Source organism: Streptomyces sp. NPDC017943 (assembly GCF_044328425.1).
Taxonomy (GTDB): domain Bacteria; phylum Actinomycetota; class Actinomycetes; order Streptomycetales; family Streptomycetaceae; genus Streptomyces; species Streptomyces djakartensis_A.
On sequence record NZ_JBIRHH010000001.1, the window covers coordinates 139,133 to 156,416 of the forward strand.

Below are 17,284 nucleotides of genomic sequence, written 5' to 3' on the forward strand. Positions count from 1 at the left end.
CCACCGGCACATGACATCTCGCACCCCCTGCCGCATCCCACTGGACGACGGGTCGAGGGGGGAGTTTCCTGGCATACGGGGGGAGTGCGAGCGCACTGTCACGGGGGCCAAGGAATCGGGCAAGAGGAAACTCGCTGCGGATTGGGGCGCTTACTTATGACACCTACGCTCGTGCGGCAGCACCTGCCTCACGCGGGGGCCGCACCCCGCGTGGACCGGAGTGCACGCGCGCGTGACTGGTCCGAGATCCAGGAGCGGATGCTGGTGCCGCTCTACGAGGCCGTCTACGAGCGACTGGACGTGGGTCCCGCCACGCGGCTGCTCGGCCTCGGCTGCGGTTCCGGACTCGCCCTGCTGATGGCCGCCGCCCGGGGAGCGGCGGTCACCGGTGTCGACGCATCCCCCGAAAGAATGGCTCTGGCCCGGGAGCGGCTGCTCCCCGAGGCGCCGGGCACGCGGGGGCGTACGGGCCCGCGGCTGGTCGACGGATCGGCCCGGGACGCCGGCGGGCCCGCCACCGCGGGCTACACCCTGGTGACGGCGTTCGAGCCGATCGGGTGCCTGGCGGGCGACTCGGAGGGGCTGAGCGGACAACTCGTGGAGGCGAGGCCGCTCGCCGAGCGGGGCGCGGCCGTGGTGCTGGCCGGCTGGGGCCCGCCCGAGCGCTGCGCCACGGCGTCGGTGGTGCGGGTGGCCGCGAAGCCGGCGGAGCCGGAGCGCACCCGGGGCGGCTGGCGTCCGGCCCTGCGCGACGATCTGGAGGACGTCGCCCGGCGGGCCGGGCTGCGGCCGGACGGCTCGGGCCGGGTGGCCTGCCCCTTCGGCTACGCCGACATGGACAGCGCGGTGCGCGGGCTGAGGTCGACGGGCCTGTTCGACGCGGCGACGGCGGCGACGGACCAGGTGCAGGTGGACAAGGAGCTGACCGAGGCGCTGCATCCGCACCAACGGCGGGACGGCACGGTGTGGATGCCGAACGTGTTCCGCTACCTGATCGCCCGGACGCCCTGACGCACGGCGCCCCACCGGAAGGCCGAGAGGGCGCCCCTTCGGAGGAAGGGGCGCCCTCGGCGTGGGGACGGGAACGGGCCGTCAGCCCATGAACTTCTTGAACTCGTCGGGCAGTTCGAAGTCCTTGCCGCCCTGCTGCGGCAGGCCGAGCGCGCCGCCGCTCTCGGCCGCGGCCGCGCGGCGGGCGGCGGCCTCCTGCTCCTGCTGCTTGCGCTTCATCGGGTTGCCGGAGCGCTGCTTGCCCTTGGCCTGCTTCTGCTTCTTCTTCGCCCGGCCGGGACCGCCGCCCATGCCCGGCATCCCGGGCATGCCGGGCATGCCCGGCATGCCGCCCTGCGCCATGCGGGACATCATCTTGCGGGCCTCGAAGAACCGCTCGACCAGGTTCTTCACCGCGCTGACCTCGACACCGGAACCGCGGGCGATACGGGCGCGGCGCGAGCCGTTGATGATCGTCGGGTCCTGGCGCTCGCCCGGGGTCATCGACTTGATGATGGCCGCGGTGCGGTCGACGTCCCGCTCGTCGAGGTTCTGGATCTGCTCCTTCATCTGGCCCATGCCGGGCAGCATGCCGAGCAGCTTGGAGATGGAGCCCATCTTGCGGACCTGCTCCATCTGGGCCAGGAAGTCGTCCAGGGTGAAGTCCTGGCCCTTCTTGGACGCCAGCTTGGAGGCCATCTTCTCGGCCTCTTCCTGGCTGAACGTCTTCTCCGCCTGCTCGATCAGGGTGAGCAGGTCACCCATGTCGAGGATGCGGGAGGCCATCCGGTCCGGGTGGAAGGCGTCGAAGTCGTCGAGCTTCTCGCCGTTGGAGGCGAACATGATCGGCTTGCCGGTGATCTGCCGGATCGACAGGGCGGCACCACCGCGGGCGTCGCCGTCGAGCTTGGAGAGCACCACGCCGTCGAAGCCGACGCCGTCGCGGAAGGCCTCGGCGGTGTTGACCGCGTCCTGGCCGATCATCGCGTCGACGACGAAGAGGATCTCGTCCGGGGAGACGGCGTCGCGGATGTCCGCGGCCTGCTGCATCATCTCCTGGTCGATGCCGAGACGGCCGGCGGTGTCCACGATCACGAGGTCGTGGACCTTGGCCTTGGCGAAGTCGATGGAGTCCTTGGCGACCTTGACCGGGTCACCGACGCCGTTGCCCGGCTCCGGGGCGTAGACCGCGACACCGGCGCGCTCGGCGACGACACTGAGCTGGTTCACGGCGTTGGGGCGCTGGAGGTCGCAGGCGACGAGCAGCGGCGAGTGGCCCTGCTCCTTCAGCCAGCGGCCGAGCTTGCCCGCGAGGGTGGTCTTACCGGCACCCTGCAGACCCGCCAGCATGATCACGGTGGGCGGCTGCTTGGCGAAGCGCAGGCGCCGGGTCTCGCCGCCGAGGATGGTGACCAGTTCCTCGTTGACGATCTTGAGGACCTGCTGGGCCGGGTTCAGCGCCCGGGAGACCTCGGCGCCCAGGGCGCGCTCCTTGACGCTCTTGATGAACGTCCGGACGACCGGAAGCGCCACGTCCGCCTCGAGCAGCGCGATGCGGATCTCGCGCGCCGTGGCGTCGATGTCCGCCTCGGAGAGCCGTCCCTTGCCGCGCAGGTTCTTGAAGGTCGCTGAGAGGCGATCGGAAAGAGTATCGAACACGGCGCTCGCGGTCCTCGGGGTCGGAGACAGACTGGGGAATCGCCCTCCAGGGTATCCCGGCGTGACAAGTCGCCGGGTCGCCCTCACCCCCTCAGTGTCTCCTCCAGCTTCCGGGCCACCGCGGCCGCCTCGTCGCCGGGCAGCGGCGCGCCCTCCGGACCGGTGACGTAGAAGGCGTCCACGGCGTTGGCGCCCAGGGTCGACACGTGCGCGCTGCGCACCCGCACCCCCGCGTCCTCCAGGGCCCGCCCGATGCGGAACAGCAGGCCGGGGGCGTCCTGGGAGCGGACCTCGATGACCGTGGCCAGCCGGGAGGCGGCGGGGTGGACCGACACCCTAGGCGGCGGCGCGACCACGCCCCGGCGGCGCGGATAGGCGGCGTCCCGTTCGGCGAGGCGGGCGGCGATGTCCAGTGAGCCGTCCAGGGCCCGGACCAGGTCCGCGCGCAGCCGGGCGGCCTGCGGCAGCGAGCCGTACTCGGCGGCGACCCGCCAGTCCAGCAGCAGCACGGAGCCGTCGACGCCGTCCGGCAGCGACAGGGAGCGCAGCTCCGCGGTGCGTACGGTCAGCCGGTGCACGGCAAGGACGCCGGCCACCGCGGGCAGCACCCCGGGCTGGTCGGGGACGGCGATGAGCAGTTCGACGCCGAGCGGCTCGGGATCGCCGGCGGGTTCCTGCCCGGCGGGCGGCTCGGCCTGGGCGCGCAGGGCCAGCACGGGGCCGCCGGTGGCGGCCGCCTCCAGCGCGAGCCGCTCCTGCCCGGCGGTCGGGGCGGCCTCCTCGGGCTCGGCCGGAGCGTCCCCGGCGAGCACCGCCGAGACGCGTTTCACCAGGTCGGCGACGAGGGAGCCGCGCCAGGACGACCACGCGGCCGGCCCGGTCGCGAGGGCGTCGGCCTCGGTCAGCGCGTGCAGCAGCTCCAGGGTGCCCTGCGTGCCCACGGCCGCGGCGACCGAGCGGACGGTGGCCGGGTCGTCCAGGTCGCGCCGGGTGGCTGTGTCGACGAGCAGCAGGTGGTGGCGGACGAGGGTGGCGACGACCGTCACGTCGTGGTGGTCGAAGCCGATGCGGGCGGTGACGTCCTTGGCGATGATCTCGCCGGCCACCGAGTGGTCGCCCGGCCAGCCCTTGCCGATGTCGTGCAGCAGCGCGGCGACCAGCAGCAGGTCGGGCCGGCTGACCCGGCGGGTGAACGCGGAGGCGCGCACGGCGGTCTCGATCAGGTGCCGGTCGACGGTCCACAGGTGCACGGCGTTGCGCTGCGGGCGGCAGCGGACCCGCTCCCAGTCCGGCAGCAGCCGGGTGATCAGCCCTTCCGCCTCCAGCGCCTCCCAGACCTCGACGGTGGGGCGGCCGGAGCCGAGCAGGGTGACGAGCTGCTCGCGCGCCTCGGCGGGCCAGGGCGTGGGCAGCGGGCGCACGGTGGCCGCCAGGCGCCGCACGGCGTGCAGGGACAGCGGGAGCCCGGCCTGCGCGGCGGCGGCCGCGGCGCGCAGCGGCAGGACGGGGTCGCGCTCCGGGCGCGCGGCCCGGGCGAGCACCACCTCGCCGTCCTGCTCGACCACGCCCTCGGCCAGCGGGGACCGCTCGGCGGTCGGCTTCCCGCCGCCGAGCATGGCGCGCAGCCGGGGCCGCACGGCCCGCGAGCGCAGGACGCGTCCCACCTCGCGCCAGGTGACGTCGCTCGCGTAGGAGACGAGCCGGGCCGCCTCGTAGACCTGGCGCAGCAGGGTGTCCGCGTCGAGCAGGCCGAGTTCCGCGGCCACCTGGTCCTGTTCCTGCAGGGCGAGCCGGTCGGTGGCGCGCCCGGTGGCCAGGTGCAGGGCGTCCCGCACGTCGAGGAGGCGGCGCCGGGCGTCGGCGAGGCCCTCGCGCGGGGCGTCGGCGAGCCAGGAGGCGGCGACGGCCCGCAGGGCGGTGGCGTCCCGCAGCCCACCGCGGGCTTCCTTGAGGTCGGGTTCCAGCAGGTACTGCAGCTCGCCCTGCCGCTCGGCGCGTTCGGCGCACAGTTCCTGGAGTTCGGGGAGGCGCTTGGGGGCCTGGTTGCGCCAGTCGGCGAGGACGGCGGTGCGCAGACCCGCGGTGAGGCCGAGGTCGCCGGCGATGTGCCGGGCGTCGAGCAGGCCGAGCTGCACCTTGAGGTCCTCACCGGCGGTCCTGCGGGCCTCGGCGGGGGTGCGCACGGAGTGGTCGAGGTCCAGGCCCAGGTCCCAGACGGGGTACCAGAGCCGGTCGGCCAGGGCGGCGACGGCCCCGGTGTCCCCGCCGTCGTGCAGCAGGAGCAGGTCGAGGTCGCTGCGTGGGGACAGCTCGCCGCGTCCGTAGCCGCCGACGGCGACCAGGGAGGCGCCGCGCAGCCCGCCGGCACCCGCGGTGAACAGGTCCGCGAGCCAGCGGTCCGTGAGTTCGGCCAGGGCGGCACGGCGCGGCGGCCCGGACCGCGTCTCCTCGGTGAGGAGACGCAGCCGGGCCGCCGCGTAACCGCCGGGTCCCGCGTCCTCTGCTTCGTTGCGCACGTCCGTACCCGTCACCCGGCGACTCCTGTTCGTGTGCCTGCCTGAAGGCCGTCAGAGCGCGTCGGGACCGCGCTCGCCGGTCCGGACCCGTACGGCCGTGTCGACCGGGACGGACCAGACCTTCCCGTCACCGATCTTGCCGGTGCGGGCGGCCTTGACCACGACCTCGATGAGCTGCTCGGCGTCCTCGTCCTCGACCAGGACCTCGATGCGGATCTTGGGGACGAGGTCGACGGTGTACTCCGCGCCCCGGTAGACCTCGGTGTGGCCCCGCTGGCGGCCGTAGCCGCTGGCCTCGGTGACCGTCAGGCCGTGCACTCCGAAGGCCTGCAGGGCCTCCTTGATCTCGTCGAGCCGGTGCGGCTTGACCACTGCGGTGATGAGCTTCATGCGTCCACCTTCTTGCTCGCGGCCGCGGCCACGGGGGCCGTGACGGCCGTCTTGGCGGCGCCGCCCCCGGCGCCGCTGAAGTCGTATGCGGTCTCGGCGTGCTCCGCCTGGTCGATGCCGGTGATCTCGTCGTCCTCCGGCACCCGCATGCCGATGGTCCGGTCGAGGACGAAGGCCAGGATGGCGGAGACCACCAGGGAGTAGGCGAGCACCGCGAAGACACCGGCGCACTGCTTCCAGAACTGGGTGAGGCCGCCACCGTAGAAGAGGCCCTCGACGGTGGACTGGCCCTTGCCGCTGGCGAAGAGGCCGATCAGCAGGGATCCGGCGATGCCGCCGACCAGGTGGACGCCGACGACGTCGAGGGAGTCGTCGTAGCCGAACCTGTACTTCAGTCCGACGGCCATGGCGCACAGCACACCGGCGATGGCGCCGACCGCGATGGCGCCGAGCGGGGTGACCGCGCCGCCGGCCGGGGTGATGGCGACCAGGCCCGCGACCGCGCCGGAGGCGGCACCGAGGGTGGTGAACGCGCCGTGGCGGATCTTCTCGTAGGCGAGCCAGGCCAGCATGGCCGCGGCGGTGGCGACCTGCGTGTTGACGAACATCAGCGCGCCCACGCCGTCGTCGTTGCCGAGCCACGAGCCGGCGTTGAAGCCGAACCAGCCGAACCACAGCAGACCGGCGCCGAGCATGACCAGCGGCAGGCTGTGCGGGCGCATCGGGTCCTTCTTGAAACCGACGCGCTTGCCGATGACCAGGATCACGCCGAGGGCCGCGGCACCGGCGTTGATGTGCACGGCCGTCCCGCCGGCGAAGTCGATGACACCCAGCTCGAAGGCCCAGCCGCCGGCGCCCCACACCCAGTGCGCGACCGGGAAGTAGACGACGGTGGCCCACAGGGTGATGAACAGCGCCCAGGCGCTGAACTTCACGCGATCGGCGAGGGCGCCGCTGATCAGCGCCGGGGTGATGATCGCGAACATCAGCTGGAAGACCAGGAACACGAAGACCGGGATGGTGTAGCCGTCCCACAGCTCGGTCAGGCCGATGTCGCTCAGGCCCACCCAGTCGGAGTTCCAGCCGATGAGGCTGCCCGAGTCGGTGCCGAACGCCAGGGAGAAGCCGTACAGCACCCACAGGACGGTGACGATCCCCAGGCTGATGAAGCTCATCATCAGCATGTTCAGGGTGCTCTTGACGCGGACCATGCCTCCGTAGAAGAAGGCCAGGCCCGGGGTCATGAGCATCACCAGGGCGGAACAGATGAGCATGAACCCTGTGTTCGCGGCAGAGAGCTTGGGCGCCTCTGCGGCCAGGGTGATGGCTGGTGCCATCGGCGTCTCCTCGTCTTGGTACGGCCCCGTGCGGGCGAAGCCTCGAGCGGATTGAGGGGTGGGCCGGTTATGCGCCACGAGATTGGCGCAGCGCGGTTTCGGTGGGGGCCCCTCGTTGTTTCGCCGCCGTGACGAAGGCGCGTGGCGTGTTACGCGTCGGTGAACTGCCGGACCCGGGATGCGCCGGTCGCCGCCGGGGCGCATCCTCGGGCCCGCACGGCCTTCCGGGAACGCGGGCCGGCCGCGTCCGGCCTTCCGATGACCTGGCATGGGGGAGCCGAGTCGGGCAGTTCGGGAGGGCCGGCCGCGGCCGGGGTTCTGGGGTCGTGCGGCTGGTCAGACCGCTTCGGCGGTCTCGGGCAGTTCGGCGGCGAGCCGTTCGGTGAGGTCGACGACCTCACCGAGGTCGCCGAAGTCGCGTGCGGCCGTGTCGACCGTCTTGCGGATGCGGGTGTTGACCCGCTCGGAGCGGACCTTCTTGGCGACCCGCATGGCGTCGGAGGCGAAGACCGTGCTCTGTTCGGGCTCGCGCCGGAGCAGGTGCACCGTGGCCATGCCGATCAGGTTCAGCGCGTAGGACCGCTGGTGCTCGCCGTCCTCGGCGAACAGCTCCACGGCCCGTTTCATCAGCGGTTCGGCCAGCGAGGCGTAGGCGGGGCTGCGGCCCGCCACGTAGGCGAGGTCGCGGTAGGAGTGGCTGTTCTCCCCGTGCAGCTCGGCCTCGGAGAAGAAGCGGATCCAGTCGGGGTCCGGCTCGTCCCACTCGTCGGCGTCGGCGAAGGTGTCCTCGGCCATCCGGACGGCCCGCTTGCACTTGCCGGGCTGCCCCATGTTGGCGTAGGCGCGGGCCTCCATCGCATACAGCATGGACTGGGTGCGCGGGCTGGCGCAGTCGCGGCTGCCGTACTGCGCGAGATGGATCAGCTCCAGCGCGTCGTCGGGCCGGCCCAGGTGGATCATCTGCCGGCTCATGCTGGACAGCACGTACGACCCGAGGGGCCGGTCCCCTGCTTCCTTGGCGGCGTGCAGCGCGAGCACGAAGTACTTCTGCGCGGTGGGCTGGAGCCCGATGTCGTACGACATCCACCCGGCCAGCTCGGCGAGTTCGGCCGCGACCTTGAACAACCGGCGGGTGGTGGACTCCGGTTGCGGCTCCTGGAGGAGGTCGGTCACCTCGTGCAGCTGGCCGACGACCGCCTTGCGGCGCAGTCCGCCGCCGCACTGGGCGTCCCACTGGCGGAACATGACCGTCGTGGACTCCAGCAGGTCCAGCTCGGGCTTGGAGAGCCGGCCGCGGGCCCGCCCGGGTCCGGTCGCGGGGTCGGGCTCGGTGCGCGGGGCCGCGGGCGAGGGGACGAGCCAGCGCTGCATGGGCTCGATGAGGGCCGGGCCCGCGGACAGGGCCAGCGAGCTCCCGAGGAAGCCGCGCCGCGCCAGCATCAGGTCGCTGCGCGAGAACTCGCTGAGCTGCGCCACGGTCTGCGGGGCCGTCCACGGCAGGTCGACGCCGGTCGCGGAGGGTGACTGGCGTGCGGTGCGCAGCCCCAGGTCCTCGACGGAGACGACGACCCCGAAGCGCTCCGAGAACAGCTCGGACAGGATCTTGGGGATGGGCTCGCGGGGGTTCTCGCCGTCGAGCCAGCGGCGCACGCGGGAGGTGTCGGTGGAGATGTGGTTGGCGCCCAACTGCCGTGCCCGGCGGTTGACCTGGCGGGCCAGCTCGCCCTTGGACCAGCCGCTGCGCACGAACCAGGAGGTGAGCAGCTCGTTCGGGCGCTTCTCAGTGTGCGTCGCGCTCGCAGCGTTCGTCCCGCCTCCGCCGTTGCCGCTCACTGGAACGCCCCCACTCCCTGGACCACTTGTCGCCGAGTGCGCCAAGCCCTAACAGCATGCCGGTTCGTACGGCCCTCCGTCCGGCCCTTGTCACCCTTCGAACGGAATGACGACTTGCCTCCGGCATACCCATGAGTGCATGTGCCCCCAGGGCTCGTGCACACACAGTAATCCTACGATCACCCGTCCAGCCACGGCTCACACGGAAACGCCACCATTCGCCACCCCATCGAATGAACTCCCGTACGGCTACGCACGATTCACTTGACACAGCACAACCACGAGTGGGTGCAGCGATGCGCTGGAGGGCGCGCGTCGCCGGACACACCACCCCGGGCACCCCCGGGCGCCGAGTGAAACGGCCGGGGCCCGGGAAGCCGGAAACAGAGAGTCACGCGCCGCGTCCGCTGCGTAACCACCGCTGCGTCGCACCCGTTGGAGGGGGCATGGGCTTCACGATCGGCATCAGCCGGGGCATGCGCGACATCCGGACCGGCTCGCGCCGCCGCGGCCGCACCTCGGACGGCACGGCCGTCGCCGAGTTCACCGGCCTGTGGGGCTGGGACGTGGTGCCGGGTGCCCGCGCCTCGGCGGGCGCCTGCTCCTGCGGCCGCCGCGACTGCTCCGCTCCGGGGGCGCACCCGTTGGACTTCGCGCCCGTGCTGCCGGCCGGGGCGACGCTGGACGAGGTGAGCGAGGTGTGGGGCGAGCATCCCGGCGCGTCGGTGATGCTGCCGGTGGGCCGCGCGTTCGACGTCGTCGAGGTGGCCGAGCCCGCCGGCTGCCGTGCGCTGGCCCGGCTGGAGCGCATGGGCCTGCCCGTCGGCCCGGTGGCGGCCACCCCGGACGGCAGGGCCCAGTTCTTCGTCGCCCCCGGTGCCGCGGCGGACCTGCCGGGTCTGCTCTACCGCATGGGGTGGGACGACCCGGCCGCCCTCGACCTGCGCGGCCTGGGCCCCGGCACCCACATCACGGCACCCCCGTCCGACCGCGGCGGCCTCGGCCCGGTCCGCTGGCTCCGCTCCCCCGCCCTGGACTCGGCGTCCCGGCCGCCGGAGGCCCGGCTGGTGCTGGGCACCCTGGCGTACGTGGCGCACCGCTCCCGCGCCTAGGGCCCGGACACAGAGCGAAGCGCCCGTCCCCGACTGCACCTCGGGGGCGGGCGCTTCTCACGCACACAGGGTTTCTCGCGGGTGGTTCCTCGGTCCGGGCCGAGGTCACTCCCCGATAAGGGCGTCAACGAACGCCTCCGGCTCGAACGGCGCGAGGTCGTCCGCGCCCTCGCCGAGCCCGATGAGCTTGACCGGGACACCCAGCTCACGCTGGACCGCGACCACGATGCCGCCCTTGGCCGTGCCGTCCAGCTTGGTGAGCACGATGCCGGTGATCTTCACGACCTCGGAGAAGACCCGGGCCTGGACGAGGCCGTTCTGGCCGGTGGTGGCGTCCAGGACCAGCAGCACCTCGTCGACCGGGGCCTGCTTCTCGACGACGCGCTTGACCTTGCCCAGCTCGTCCATCAGGCCGGTCTTGGTGTGCAGCCGGCCGGCGGTGTCGATGAGCACGACGTTCGCGCCCATCTCCTTGCCCTCCTTGACCGCGTCGAAGGCCACGGAGGCGGGGTCGCCGCCCTCCGGTCCGCGCACGGTGTAGGCGCCGACGCGCTCGCCCCAGGTCTGGAGCTGGTCGGCGGCGGCGGCCCGGAAGGTGTCGGCCGCACCCAGGACGACGCTCCGGCCGTCGGCGACCAGGACGCGGGCGAGCTTGCCGGTGGTGGTGGTCTTGCCGGTGCCGTTGACGCCGACGACCATCACGATGCCGGGCTTGCGGTCCTCCGGCTCGGTCTTCACCGCGCGGTCCAGGTCGCGGCCGACCAGGGTGATCAGTTCCTCGCGCAGCAGGGTGCGCAGTTCCTCGGGGGTGCGGGTGCCGAGCACCCTGACCCGCTCGCGCAGGCGCTCGACGAGTTCCTGGGTGGGCTGCACGCCGACGTCGGCGGTGAGCAGCGTGTCCTCGATCTCCTCCCAGGTGTCCTCGTCGAGGTGCTCGCGGGACAGCAGGGTGAGCAGGCCCTTGCCCAGGGCGTTCTGCGAGCGGGAGAGCCGGGACCGCAGCCGGACCAGACGGCCGGCGGTGGGTTCCGGGATCTCGATCTCGGGGGCGGGCGGCTCCTCGACGACGACCGGAGCCGAGCCGTCCGGAAGATCCACCTCCTCTATCGTGCGCCGCGGTTCCTCCCGCGGCGTCTCGGCCTCGTCGCCGACGTGCGGCTCGGCCGGTGGGGCGGTGATGTCGGGCGCCGCGGGCGGGGGCGGCGGCAGCTGCTTCTTGCGCCGGCTGCCGACGATGAGCCCGCCGAGCGCGCCGAGCACGACCACGGCGATGACTACAGCAAGGATGACGATGTCCATAACGCGTCCAGTATCAGTCATGGGTCCCCCGGTCACCCCGCTCGCACCGCACCGGAGGGCCGCGGCCGCCGGATCTCCACACCTCTGGATGCCTCGCCCGCCGGCTCTCGTCCGCCCGCCGGCCCGCGGAGCGCGACGACCCGGCCGGGTCCGGGTCCGGGCAGACCGCCGCCCCGGCTCGGGCAGTGGCCGAACCGGGGCGGCGGCGGGTTACGGGGAGAGGGGCAGCGGGGTCTGTGGCCCTTCTCCCCGAGCGGGTGGGACGGGCTGCTCAGCCCATCTCCTCCAGGGACTTGCCCTTCGTCTCCTTGACGAACTTGAGGACGAACGGGATCGAGAGCGCGGCGAAGGCCGTGTAGATCACGTACGTCGCGGAGAGGTTCCAGTCGGCCAGCGACGGGAAGCTCGCGGTGATGGCCCAGTTGGCGATCCACTGCGCGGCCGCGGCCACACCCAGGGCGGCGGCGCGGAGCCGGTTGGGGAACATCTCGCCGAGCATGACCCAGACGACCACGCCCCAGGACAGGGCGAAGAAGAGGACGAAGACGTGCGCGGCGATCAGGGCGATCCAGCCCTGCGTGGCCGGCAGCTTGCCGTCGACGAGGTGGTAGGAGAACGCCCAGGCCTCCAGCGCCAGGCCGACGACCATGCCGACCGAGCCGATGATCGCCAGCGGCCGCCGGCCGATGCGGTCGACGAAGATCATCGCGATGACGGTGCCGAGGATGTTGATGATCGACGTGGTGAAGGAGTAGAAGAACGAGTCCGCGGGGTCGACGCCGACGGACTGCCACAGCGTCGCGGAGTAGTAGAACGCAACGTTGATGCCGACGAACTGCTGGAAGACCGACAGGCCGATGCCGATCCAGACGATCGGCTTGAAGAAGAAGCTGCCGCCGAGCAGGTCCTTGAAGCTCGACTTGTGCTCGCTCCTCATGGCGCCCTCGATCTCGGCGACACGGGCGTTCAGGTCGACGTCCTTGCCCTCGACCTCGGTGAGGATCTCGCGGGCGCGCTCGTGCTTGCCGACGGAGATCAGGAAGCGCGGCGACTCGGGGATGGCGAAGGAGAGCAGGCCGTACAGGATCGCCGGGACGACCATGACGCCCAGCATGACCTGCCAGGCCTCCAGGCCCATCAGCTTGCCGCGCTGGTCGCCGTCCGCCGCGTTGAGCAGACCCCAGTTGACCAGCTGCGACACGGCGATGCCGATGACGATCGCGGCCTGCTGGAAGGAGCCGAGCCGGCCGCGATAGGCGGGCGGGGCGACCTCGGCGATGTAGGCCGGGCCGATCACCGAGGCCATGCCGATGGCGAATCCGCCGACGACCCGCCAGAAGGCGAGGTCCCACAGCGCGAACGGCAGCGCGGAGCCGACGGCGCTGATGGTGAACAGGACCGCGGCGATCTGCATGCACCGGATGCGGCCGATGCGGTCGGCTATGCGTCCGGCGGTCGCGGCGCCGATGGCGCAGCCGATGAGGGCGATGGCGATGACCTGGGCGAGGGCCGCGGACCCGACGTCGTAGCGGTCACGGATGGCCTCGACGGCGCCGTTGATCACGGAGCTGTCGTAACCGAAGAGGAAACCGCCCATCGCGGCCGCCGCCGCGATGAAGATGACGTGCCCGAGATGATCGGGATGAGCCGTTCCGGCTCCTGACTTGGGTGCCTGCGCTGTGCTGGTCACGTGTACTCCTCGGGCCACCGGCAACGCTGCCGGAGCGGGTCTGCCCTTCGAGGTGCCACCTGAAGGTACCTGAAGGTAAAAGGAACGTTGCCGAGACTATGCCTTCAAGTTTCGAAGTCAATAGGGCAGCGGTCGTGAATCCGGCGCAGGAGTGTGGCGGTGATGTGTTCAAGAAATGAACCCGCACGGAGGCCCAGGTGAGAAAGGTGTAGACCACATCTGCCTAGCGCAGGCGCTGGGAGATGACCTTCGACACACCGTCGCCCTGCATGGAGACGCCGTAGAGCGCGTCGGCGACCTCCATCGTGCGCTTCTGGTGCGTGATCACGATCAGCTGCGAGGCTTCCTGGAGCTCCTGCATGATCCGGATGAGCCGCTGGAGGTTGGTGTCGTCCAGGGCGGCCTCTACCTCGTCCATGACGTAGAACGGGCTCGGGCGCGCCTTGAAGATCGACACGAGCATCGCCACGGCGGTCAGCGACCGCTCCCCGCCCGAGAGCAGCGACAGCCGCTTGACCTTCTTGCCCGGCGGCCGGGCCTCGACGTCCACGCCCGTGGTGAGCATGCTGCCGGGATCGGTCAGCACCAGCCGCCCCTCGCCTCCGGGAAACAGCCGGCTGAAGACGCCCTCGAACTCACGGGCCGTGTCGCGGAAGGCCTCGGTGAAGACCTGCTCGACGCGCTCGTCGACCTCCTTCACCACCTGCAGCAGGTCGGCCCGCGTCTTCTTCAGGTCCTCGAGCTGTTCGCTGAGGAACTGGTGGCGTTCCTCCAGTGCCGCGAACTCCTCCAGGGCGAGCGGGTTGACCTTGCCGAGCTGCTGGTAGGCGCGCTCGGCGGCCTTCAGCCGTTTCTCCTGCTCGGGCCGGACGAAGGGCCTGGGCCGGTTGCGGGGGTGCTCCGGGTCCTCCGGCAGCTCCTCGCCCTCGGCGGGGGGCGAGGGCGGCACGAGCTGACGCGGACCGTACTCCGCCACCAGCCCGGCCGGTTCGACACCCAGCTCCTCCAGTGCCCTGGTCTCCAGCTGCTCGATCCGCAGCCGCTTCTCGGCACCGAGTACCTCGCCGCGGTGAACCGAATCCGTCAACTTGTCGAGTTCCGCCTTGAGATCGCGCCCCTCGGTGCGGGCGCGGGCCAGTTCCTGCTCGCGGCGGGCCTTGGCGGCCTCGGCCGCGGTGCGCTCCGCCTCGGCGCGGGCCAGGGAGACCTCGACGTGCGCGAGCAGCTGCCGGGCGCCGGACCCGACGGCGCCGGCCACGGCCGCCTCGTGCCGCAGCCGGGCCCGTCGCTGCTCGGCACGCGCGCGTGCCTCGCGCTCCGCTCGCGCGGCCCGGTCCAGCGCGTCGGCACGCCCGGCCAGTCCCTTGACCCGCTCCTCGTGCGTACGCACCTGGAGCCGGGCCTCCATCTCGGTCTGGCGGGCGTTGGCGCCGTCGGCGGCGAGCCGGTCGCGCACCGCCGTGTCCGGCTCCTCCTCGATCGGCATCTCCTCCGCCACGGCCAGCCGCTCGGCGAGTTCCTCGACCTCCTCCAGCGCCCGGTCGAGCGCGTCCTGCGCACGGGCCGCGGCGGCGGTGGCGCGTTCGGCCTCACCGGTCGCGCCGCGGGCCTGGCCCGCGAGCCGTCCCAGCTGCTGGGCGACGGCGGACTTCTCCCGGTCTGCGGCCCGGCGCCGCTCCCCCAGCTCCTCGACCGACGCGGCGCAGTCCATGCGCCGCGCCGCAGCGGCCTGCTGCGCGTCGCTCAGTTCGGCGCAGCGGACGGCCAGCTCCTCCAGCTCGGCGGCGGCCTCGTCGACCGACGCCTGCACCTCGAGGAGGCTGGGGGCGCCGGCGGAGCCACCGTGGGCGACGTGGGCGCCGAGGAGGTCGCCCTCGGCGGTGACGGCGGTGAGGTGCGGGTGGGTGTGGACGAGGCTCTCGGCGTCCTCGAGGGTGGCGACCACGACGATGCCGTCGAGGAGCCGCCTGACGGCGGGCATGAGGTCCATCGGTCCCTGGACCAGGTCGGCGGCGTAGGTGTGGCGGGTGTCCGCGGCGGCGCGGTCGTGGCCGCCCGCGCGGTCTCCCGCGCCTCCGAGGGCGTCGTCCCCCGCCAGGAGCAGGGTGGCCCTGCCGCCGTCCTGTTTGCGCAGGAGCCGGATCGCGTCGGCGGCGGATGCGGGGGACGTGACCGCGACGGCGTCCGCGGCCGCCCCGAGCGCGGCGGCCAGGGCGACCTCATGGCCCGGCGTCACCGTCAGCAGTTCCGCCGCCGGGCCGAGCAGGCCGGAGAGACGGTCCCGGGCGGCGAGCAGTATGCCGGTGCCGTCCTTGCGGCGCAGGCCGAGGGCGAGTGTCTCGTGCCGGGCCTGGGTGGCGGCGCGCCTGCGTTCGGCCGCGGTGAGTTCCTCGCGGGCGGCCGTGAGGGCGGCCTCGGCGTCGGTGAGCCGCTGCCTGGCCGCCTCGTGCTGCTCGGCGAGTTCCGCGTCCCCGGCGTCGAGGCCGTCGACCTCGGCCTTGAGGGCCTCGTACTCCTCCTGGGCGGTGACGGCACGTTCCTGCGCCTCGTCGCGGGCCGCGGCCAGCCGTTCGATCTCGGCCCGGGCGGAGGCCGCGCGGGAACGGGCCGCGTTGACCTGGCCGCTGAGCCGGGCCAGTCCCTCCCGGCGGTCGGCGATGGCCCGGGCCACGTCCTTGAGCCGCCGTTCCTCCTGGGTCAGCGCGCGCTCCAGCTCGGCGCGGTGGGCGACCGTGTCCTCCAGGGCGCGCTCGGCCGCTTCCAGCGCCGCCTCCAGCTCGGCCTCCTGCTCCCGGATGCGGGCGGCCTCGCGCTCCATGTCCTCGGGATCGCGGCCGCGCCGCTCCTCGGGGGGCGCGGAGGTGGCGCTCTTCACGCGGGCGTCGGCGAGCGAGACGGTGCCGCGCACGCGCTCGGCGAGCTGGGAGAGTTCGTACCAGGTCTGCTGGGCGCGCTGCAGCCGCGGAGTCAGCCGGCGGACCTCGTCCTCCAGGAGGGCCTCGCGCTGCTGGGCCCTGTGCAGCTCCTGCTCTGCGGTCTCCTTGCGCTCCTTCAGCGCGGCCTCGTCGGCGAGCTCGGCGTCGAGTGCCTCCCGGAGCCGTACGAGGTCGTCGGCGAGCAGGCGCAGCCGGGCGTCGCGCAGGTCGGCCTGGATGACGGCGGCCCGTCGCGCCACCGCCGCCTGCCGGCCCAGCGGCTTGAGCTGGCGGCGCAGCTCGTCCGTCAGGTCCTGCACGCGCGCGAGGTTGGCCTGCATCGCGTCCAGCTTCCGCAGCGCCTTCTCCTTGCGCTTGCGGTGCTTCAGGACGCCGGCAGCCTCCTCGATGAAGGCCCGGCGCCCCATGGGGTCGGCGTGCAGGACGGAGTCGAGCTGGCCCTGGCCGACGATGACGTGCATCTCCCGGCCGATGCCGGAGTCGGAGAGCAGGTCCTGGATGTCGAGGAGACGGCAGGTGTCGCCGTTGATCTGGTACTCGCTGCCGCCGTTGCGGAACATGATCCGCGTGATGGTGACCTCGGCGTACTCGATGGGCAGTGCCCCGTCGGAGTTGTCGATGGTCAGCGACACCTCGGCGCGGCCCAGCGGCGGGCGGCCGGTGGTGCCGGCGAAGATGACGTCCTCCATCTTGCCGCCGCGCAGCGACTTGGCGCCCTGCTCGCCCATGACCCAGCTGAGCGCGTCGACGACGTTGGACTTGCCCGAGCCGTTCGGTCCGACGACGCACGTGATCCCGGGCTCGAACCGGAGGGTGGTCGCGGAGGCGAAGGATTTGAACCCGCGGAGGGTCAGGGCCTTGAGGTGCACGCCGCCGGACTCTACCGCCCGGTTTCGTCTCACTCCATGAACCCGCGGTTTCGCCGTTGAACGCGGAGGGCAGACCAGACGTTGAAGACAGTGAGGGATGCACGGGGGGAAGAAAGAAGGGACGCCGGTGGCGTCCCTTGCACTTCTGACAGCGTGGCGGTTGTGACGGGCGGCCCGACCACTGCGTGCCGATGTGGAGCGGTGCAGTGATCAGGTCAGCGCAGGCTCCGCCTGGTGTGCGTCAACGCTCTCCATGATCCTGTCGTGAGAAGCGGCAGCCGTCAGCGCCTCGTTCTCCGCCTGGATCCGTACGAGCTCGGATTCCAGGTCCTGGACGCGCTGCTGGAGCCGTCGCATCTCGGCGAGGAGTCGCGGGTCGGAGCCGCCGACGTAACCGAGAAGCGCCTTTGCCATGATGGATGGTCCTCCACAATGAGTGACCGACCGATGCGGTGTGGGTCGTGAGGGATTCGCACCCGCAGTCTTGGCAGGGCCTGGAGTTGTGCTGCCGTTCAGCCATGCCAAACAGCTAAGGTGCGCGGGGTGCTTTCAGCGTCTCACCAAAAAGTTTGACGGTCAACACGATCACGCCCCGTATTGGCGGACGACCCGGGCGCACACGGCCTTCGACGGCGGCGCGGCGGCTTCTGCGG

At 72.4% G+C, this 17,284-nt stretch carries 11 protein-coding genes; 2 read left to right on the forward strand and 9 right to left on the reverse strand.

Going from position 1 to position 17,284, the window contains the following annotated elements:
* The first annotated feature begins 156 nt into the window (after positions 1–156).
* Positions 157–1,011: a methyltransferase domain-containing protein gene (locus ACH4C6_RS00575; protein WP_398106346.1), complete on the forward strand. Its 855-nt coding sequence runs from the start codon at positions 157–159 to the stop codon at positions 1,009–1,011.
* An 81-nt stretch (positions 1,012–1,092) separates the two neighbouring features.
* Here the strand turns inward: ACH4C6_RS00575 and ffh are convergent, their stop codons facing one another.
* The 5 genes from ffh to ACH4C6_RS00600 all read right to left on the reverse strand — a co-directional run bounded on the left by ffh (position 1,093) and on the right by ACH4C6_RS00600 (position 8,725).
* The gene (gene ffh, locus ACH4C6_RS00580) at positions 1,093–2,649 is read right to left on the reverse strand and encodes a signal recognition particle protein (RefSeq protein ID WP_398106348.1); all 1,557 of its coding nucleotides are present in this window, start codon (positions 2,647–2,649) and stop codon (positions 1,093–1,095) included.
* Positions 2,650–2,732: 83 nt separating this feature from the next.
* A complete protein-coding gene (locus ACH4C6_RS00585; RefSeq protein ID WP_398106349.1) occupies positions 2,733–5,180 on the reverse strand; it encodes a [protein-PII] uridylyltransferase in 2,448 nt (815 codons plus the stop codon).
* Positions 5,181–5,216: 36 nt separating this feature from the next.
* Positions 5,217–5,555 (reverse strand): P-II family nitrogen regulator, encoded by a 339-nt coding sequence (locus tag ACH4C6_RS00590; RefSeq protein ID WP_030117734.1) that lies wholly within the window; start codon positions 5,553–5,555, stop codon positions 5,217–5,219.
* The gene (locus tag ACH4C6_RS00595) at positions 5,552–6,892 is read right to left on the reverse strand and encodes an ammonium transporter (RefSeq protein ID WP_398106350.1); all 1,341 of its coding nucleotides are present in this window, start codon (positions 6,890–6,892) and stop codon (positions 5,552–5,554) included. The genes ACH4C6_RS00590 and ACH4C6_RS00595 overlap by 4 nt, the downstream gene beginning before the upstream one ends.
* A 336-nt stretch (positions 6,893–7,228) precedes the next feature.
* Entirely contained in the window at positions 7,229–8,725 is a 1,497-nt protein-coding gene (locus ACH4C6_RS00600; RefSeq protein ID WP_398106351.1) for a hypothetical protein, read from the reverse strand.
* Between the two features lie 446 nt (positions 8,726–9,171).
* Between ACH4C6_RS00600 and ACH4C6_RS00605 the strand changes: the two genes are divergently transcribed.
* Positions 9,172–9,837, forward strand: coding sequence for a bifunctional DNA primase/polymerase (locus ACH4C6_RS00605; protein ID WP_398106352.1), 666 nt, complete (start codon positions 9,172–9,174; stop codon positions 9,835–9,837).
* Between the two features lie 105 nt (positions 9,838–9,942).
* Here the strand turns inward: ACH4C6_RS00605 and ftsY are convergent, their stop codons facing one another.
* The 4 genes from ftsY to ACH4C6_RS00625 all read right to left on the reverse strand — a co-directional run bounded on the left by ftsY (position 9,943) and on the right by ACH4C6_RS00625 (position 17,045).
* A complete protein-coding gene (gene ftsY, locus ACH4C6_RS00610; protein ID WP_398106354.1) occupies positions 9,943–11,136 on the reverse strand; it encodes a signal recognition particle-docking protein FtsY in 1,194 nt (397 codons plus the stop codon).
* A 271-nt stretch (positions 11,137–11,407) separates the two neighbouring features.
* Positions 11,408–12,826 (reverse strand): sugar porter family MFS transporter, encoded by a 1,419-nt coding sequence (locus tag ACH4C6_RS00615; protein WP_398106355.1) that lies wholly within the window; start codon positions 12,824–12,826, stop codon positions 11,408–11,410.
* A gap of 223 nt (positions 12,827–13,049) precedes the next feature.
* The gene (smc, locus tag ACH4C6_RS00620; RefSeq protein ID WP_398106356.1) at positions 13,050–16,631 is read right to left on the reverse strand and encodes a chromosome segregation protein SMC; all 3,582 of its coding nucleotides are present in this window, start codon (positions 16,629–16,631) and stop codon (positions 13,050–13,052) included.
* A 210-nt stretch (positions 16,632–16,841) separates the two neighbouring features.
* Positions 16,842–17,045, reverse strand: a complete 204-nt coding sequence (locus ACH4C6_RS00625; protein WP_003993245.1) for a hypothetical protein — start codon at positions 17,043–17,045, stop codon at positions 16,842–16,844.
* Positions 17,046–17,284 lie beyond the last annotated feature (239 nt).

Excerpts from the sequence above, each read along its gene's own strand:
- ACH4C6_RS00575 (WP_398106346.1), top strand. The coding sequence starts at position 157 with ATGACACCTACGCTCGTGCGGCAGCACCTGCCTCACGCGGGGGCCGCA.
- ftsY (WP_398106354.1), bottom strand. The coding sequence starts at position 11,136 with ATGGACATCGTCATCCTTGCTGTAGTCATCGCCGTGGTCGTGCTCGGC.
- ACH4C6_RS00605 (WP_398106352.1), top strand. The coding sequence starts at position 9,172 with ATGGGCTTCACGATCGGCATCAGCCGGGGCATGCGCGACATCCGGACC.
- ACH4C6_RS00590 (WP_030117734.1), bottom strand. The coding sequence starts at position 5,555 with ATGAAGCTCATCACCGCAGTGGTCAAGCCGCACCGGCTCGACGAGATC.
- ACH4C6_RS00625 (WP_003993245.1), bottom strand. The coding sequence starts at position 17,045 with ATGGCAAAGGCGCTTCTCGGTTACGTCGGCGGCTCCGACCCGCGACTC.
- ACH4C6_RS00595 (WP_398106350.1), bottom strand. The coding sequence starts at position 6,892 with ATGGCACCAGCCATCACCCTGGCCGCAGAGGCGCCCAAGCTCTCTGCC.